Annotated in this window: 3 protein-coding genes; all 3 read left to right on the forward strand. The window is 57.5% G+C overall.

The window, feature by feature from the left end; genetic code table 11:
* The coding region (locus HMPREF3164_RS10300; protein ID WP_070450883.1) for a hypothetical protein at positions 1–233 on the forward strand (233 nt) is incomplete at its 5' end.
* Positions 234–369: 136 nt separating this feature from the next.
* Positions 370–2,115: a hypothetical protein gene (locus HMPREF3164_RS10305; protein ID WP_070450885.1), complete on the forward strand. Its 1,746-nt coding sequence runs from the start codon at positions 370–372 to the stop codon at positions 2,113–2,115.
* Between the two features lie 5 nt (positions 2,116–2,120).
* Positions 2,121–2,927 carry a hypothetical protein gene (locus HMPREF3164_RS10310; protein WP_070450886.1) on the forward strand — a complete coding sequence of 269 codons (807 nt, stop codon included), beginning with the start codon at positions 2,121–2,123 and terminating at the stop codon, positions 2,925–2,927.
* The last annotated feature ends 775 nt before the right edge of the window (positions 2,928–3,702 follow it).

Raw genomic sequence — 3,702 nt, forward strand, 5'->3', positions numbered from 1 at the left:
GTATCCTGAATATTAAGCCCACGAGCATTACTAAGTACAAGCTCCCTGCCCCTGATGCTTATATTGGAAAAACCCGTGGTTGGTGCCAAAGCACTATCGATACGTGGCTTCATCAGCGTCCCACTCGGGGGCAGCGTACCGACCTTACTACCGCGGCGGCGGCTGGTACTGATACGCAAAAACCTGCTACCGGTACACCGGTGGCAGGCATAAATCTTTCAGATAATGTATGATTGCTCGATTCCGTATCTTCGCAAGCTCAGTACAGTATCGAGCATATCATATATTGTCAAATATTATCACCATATATACGTTATACTATATATAATATAATGTACTGTTGGTTTTTAGGATAGGAAGACCCACCTGATGCGTCCTACTCCCTGGCATGTTAAGCCCATCCCTACCGCCTTTATGGACTACGAAACCGGTAAAGGCGTCACCTCTGACGGTGTGCCCTTCACCGCCAATATCACCCCTGGACGTAAAAAACCCACGCTTACTGATAAGCTCAATACCGCCGCCCAGCTACGGGTTGGCGGCGCCCCCGTCACCCGCATCCTCTTCACCGGGAAAATACCCCCTAACGACCGCAACACCCGCCACTGGCTTTTGGTTAAAACCCCCGGCTGGGAAACCCCTCGCGGACACTGGCTCGGCACCCCCGTCACCGGACGTTTCGACAACACCAACACGCTACAAAAAATCGACATCAAAACCGCAGGGGAATGGTTCGGCGACACCACCCTCACCCCCGCCCAAGCAGCCCAAGCCTGGAACACACTCGAATCAGTCCTACGACACTTCTTCCGCACCAGCCTTCAAGGCGCCTCCCCCCTGATGCTCACCCCCGCCGCCACCGGACAAAACCTCTGGGCACACACCCTACCGGGCAACTACAACCCCACCCCCCTAGACCCCGACGTCACCGAAGAACTCCACCGCACCAGCACCCAACACCACCTCGACCACCTCGTCGCAGGAGACTCCATCACCCACCACCCCGACGTCATCCCCCTCATCGACCCCACCATCACCCCCAAAATCCCAGCCTTCTCCTACGTCGACGGACGCTTCATGTACGCCTCCCTATGCCGCGAACTAGGCACCGGACCAGGACACCGACTCACCGGCACCCAAGCAACAGACCTCTGGAACCAAAACCCCTACATCCGAGCACGCTTCGCCGTCACCTTCACCGTCCCCGACACCTGGAAACATCTCGGCATCTTCGGCCTACCCTTCGAAGAAACCACCCGCGGCTGGTACTACCCCAACCGCCCCGGCGCCACCGGCACCACCTGGGTAGACGCCTCCGAACTCTTCATCGCCCAAAAATACGGGTGGCACTTCACCATCCGCGAAGGCATCCTCTTCTCCGGCACCAAATCATCCCAACGCAAACGCTACGAACCCGGTGCCACCGAAGCCACCCGCCGCACCGTCGCCGCCCGTCCCCTCGACACCTGGGCTAAAAAACTTCAAGACGCCCGCGACGCCATCGCCAACCACCCCGACCTAAACCCCACCGTCGCCAAAGCCACCGCCGCAGCCCTGCGCGCCATCCTCATCCAAACCATCGGCGCCTTCGCCTCCCGAGGACGCAGCTACACCGCCATCACCTACGATCCCAAAGCCATCCCCCCACAAGCACAAAGCACCGTCCGCCAAAAAGGACAAGCCTACATCTACGACATCCCCCAACACCACACACCCCGCCAAGCAGCCTTCTACCGACCCGAATACTCAGTACAAATCTGGGGACGAGGACGCGCCCGAGTCCTCCACCAAAAAGTCAACGGCATCGACACCGGCGCCCTCACCCTCCCCGGAGAATCCATCATCGGCATCAACGGCGACGCCATCTACTCCACCACCCTCCCCACCTGGTCACTACCCATAGAAAACGGCGGCGCCGACGACGGTCGATCCGGACGCCTACGCCTCCAAGGCTACCTCCATGGCAACCACACCACCCCCACCACCCGCACCATGCGCGACAAGCTTCGCGACAAAGCCCTCAAATCCACCTATACCCCCGGCGATAACGCCATCTTCGACCACGAATTTATCCCCCCACAAGACACCCTCGACTACACCCCCACCGAAGACTAACCACCATGAACCAAAAATTTGACCCTCACAAAGCCACCATCGCCGAAATCGTCCACCGCATCAAAACCACCTACCACACCAGCAACCGCGAATTAGCAGCCCTCATCGGACGCAGTGAAAAGCTCATCCGCAACCTCCACCACGGCAAAACCCCCGGAGAAAACTACCGCCGCACCCTCACCGAACTCTACAACGACGGCACCATCAAACACCTCACCCCACGCCGCCGCACCAAAGAGGGCAAGCTCATCCGCATCCGCACCAAAGCAGGAGCAAAAACCCCCTCCACCACACCCACCGACACCCAAGGCACCCCCCAAGACAAAAAACCCCGAGCACGCTACAAACACACCACCCAACTACTAGCTAATGGGCAACGAATTCACACCACTGAAATGCCCCCCAGCCCCCGCGCCAAAGGACGCACCCAAGGCTTCAAAACCGTCCACGACACCCTCATCAAAATCACCCGCTCACAAGCCCACGCCGATAAACGCGTCACCCCCACCATCACCGTCCAAGACCCCAACGGAAACCGACGCATCCTACGCATCGGCACCAAAGACGGCTATCACGCCTCCGACATCCTCACCGATATCAACCACGACCACCACGGCAACACCGAAGCCTGGGCACAACAACAACTCACCCACGTCTACGGCAGCGACAACACCACCATCGTCACCATCACCCTCAACGAACACACCGCCCAACGCACCAAAGCCCAACGCAAGCAGCAAGACGCCACCGGCACCCGCCGCCGCTCCTGGAACGCCTACAAAACCACCCACAAGACCAAGAAAAAACCCTAAAACAACACCCAAGGGACTCTGCTACGATCAATAGGACACTCACCCCAAAGAGCAGGGAGAGTCTAAACGGACGCAGAAATCAAAACGCCCTTCCGAGCACCAAGACTGCAGAACCCTCAAGCCAGCTACGAGTCATCGCAGCGGACCACCGCAGACGAGCAATCACCTGCCCGCCCACCACGTGGACGACTCCTGGCGACACAGCGCTCTGAGCAGCTAATAGACAAAGAGGTGGGGGTACATCCGGATGGATATACCCCCACCTCTTTTTACGTATCTAGAGCAGAACACCCCCGATAAAGACGCCACAAACCCCAGATTACTATACTATACATAATATAATTATTGTATGATACTCTGGGAGGCTCTGCCCCGGAGGGCACCGACGCCAACCCTAAGAACAGTTGAAGACTCCGGTGCTGCCATCCATCCTCTACGGCAGTCACGATACCCCGGTACGCCCCGTAATAGCAGGGAATAGACGGAAGTCCTCAGAGACGATTCCCACCCTCAAATCCCCCTTAAAGCACCCCCTTACCCACCCCCTGAGTCAGCAGAAAAGTGCCGATAGGGACAAGCACAATACAATCTATAATACTATGTATAGTATGGCAAATGCCGGGGTGGTGCGTTTAGGGGCGGAAGGCGGCTTCACCCTTAAAGGATTCCATCTACCGTCCTGACGAGCGGTTAAAACTGTCCCGACGAACGATTTTCCACAGGTGGTTACATCGGGGGCGCAAGTGCGTGCGTTTAGGTACGGAAGTGCGTGCGT

This window comes from Rothia sp. HMSC08A08 (genome assembly GCF_001808385.1).
GTDB classification, from domain to species: Bacteria; Actinomycetota; Actinomycetes; order Actinomycetales; family Micrococcaceae; genus Rothia; species Rothia dentocariosa.

Coding starts and splice junctions, on each gene's coding strand:
- HMPREF3164_RS10305 (WP_070450885.1), top strand. CDS start 370: ATGCGTCCTACTCCCTGGCATGTTAAGCCCATCCCTACCGCCTTTATG.
- HMPREF3164_RS10310 (WP_070450886.1), top strand. CDS start 2,121: ATGAACCAAAAATTTGACCCTCACAAAGCCACCATCGCCGAAATCGTC.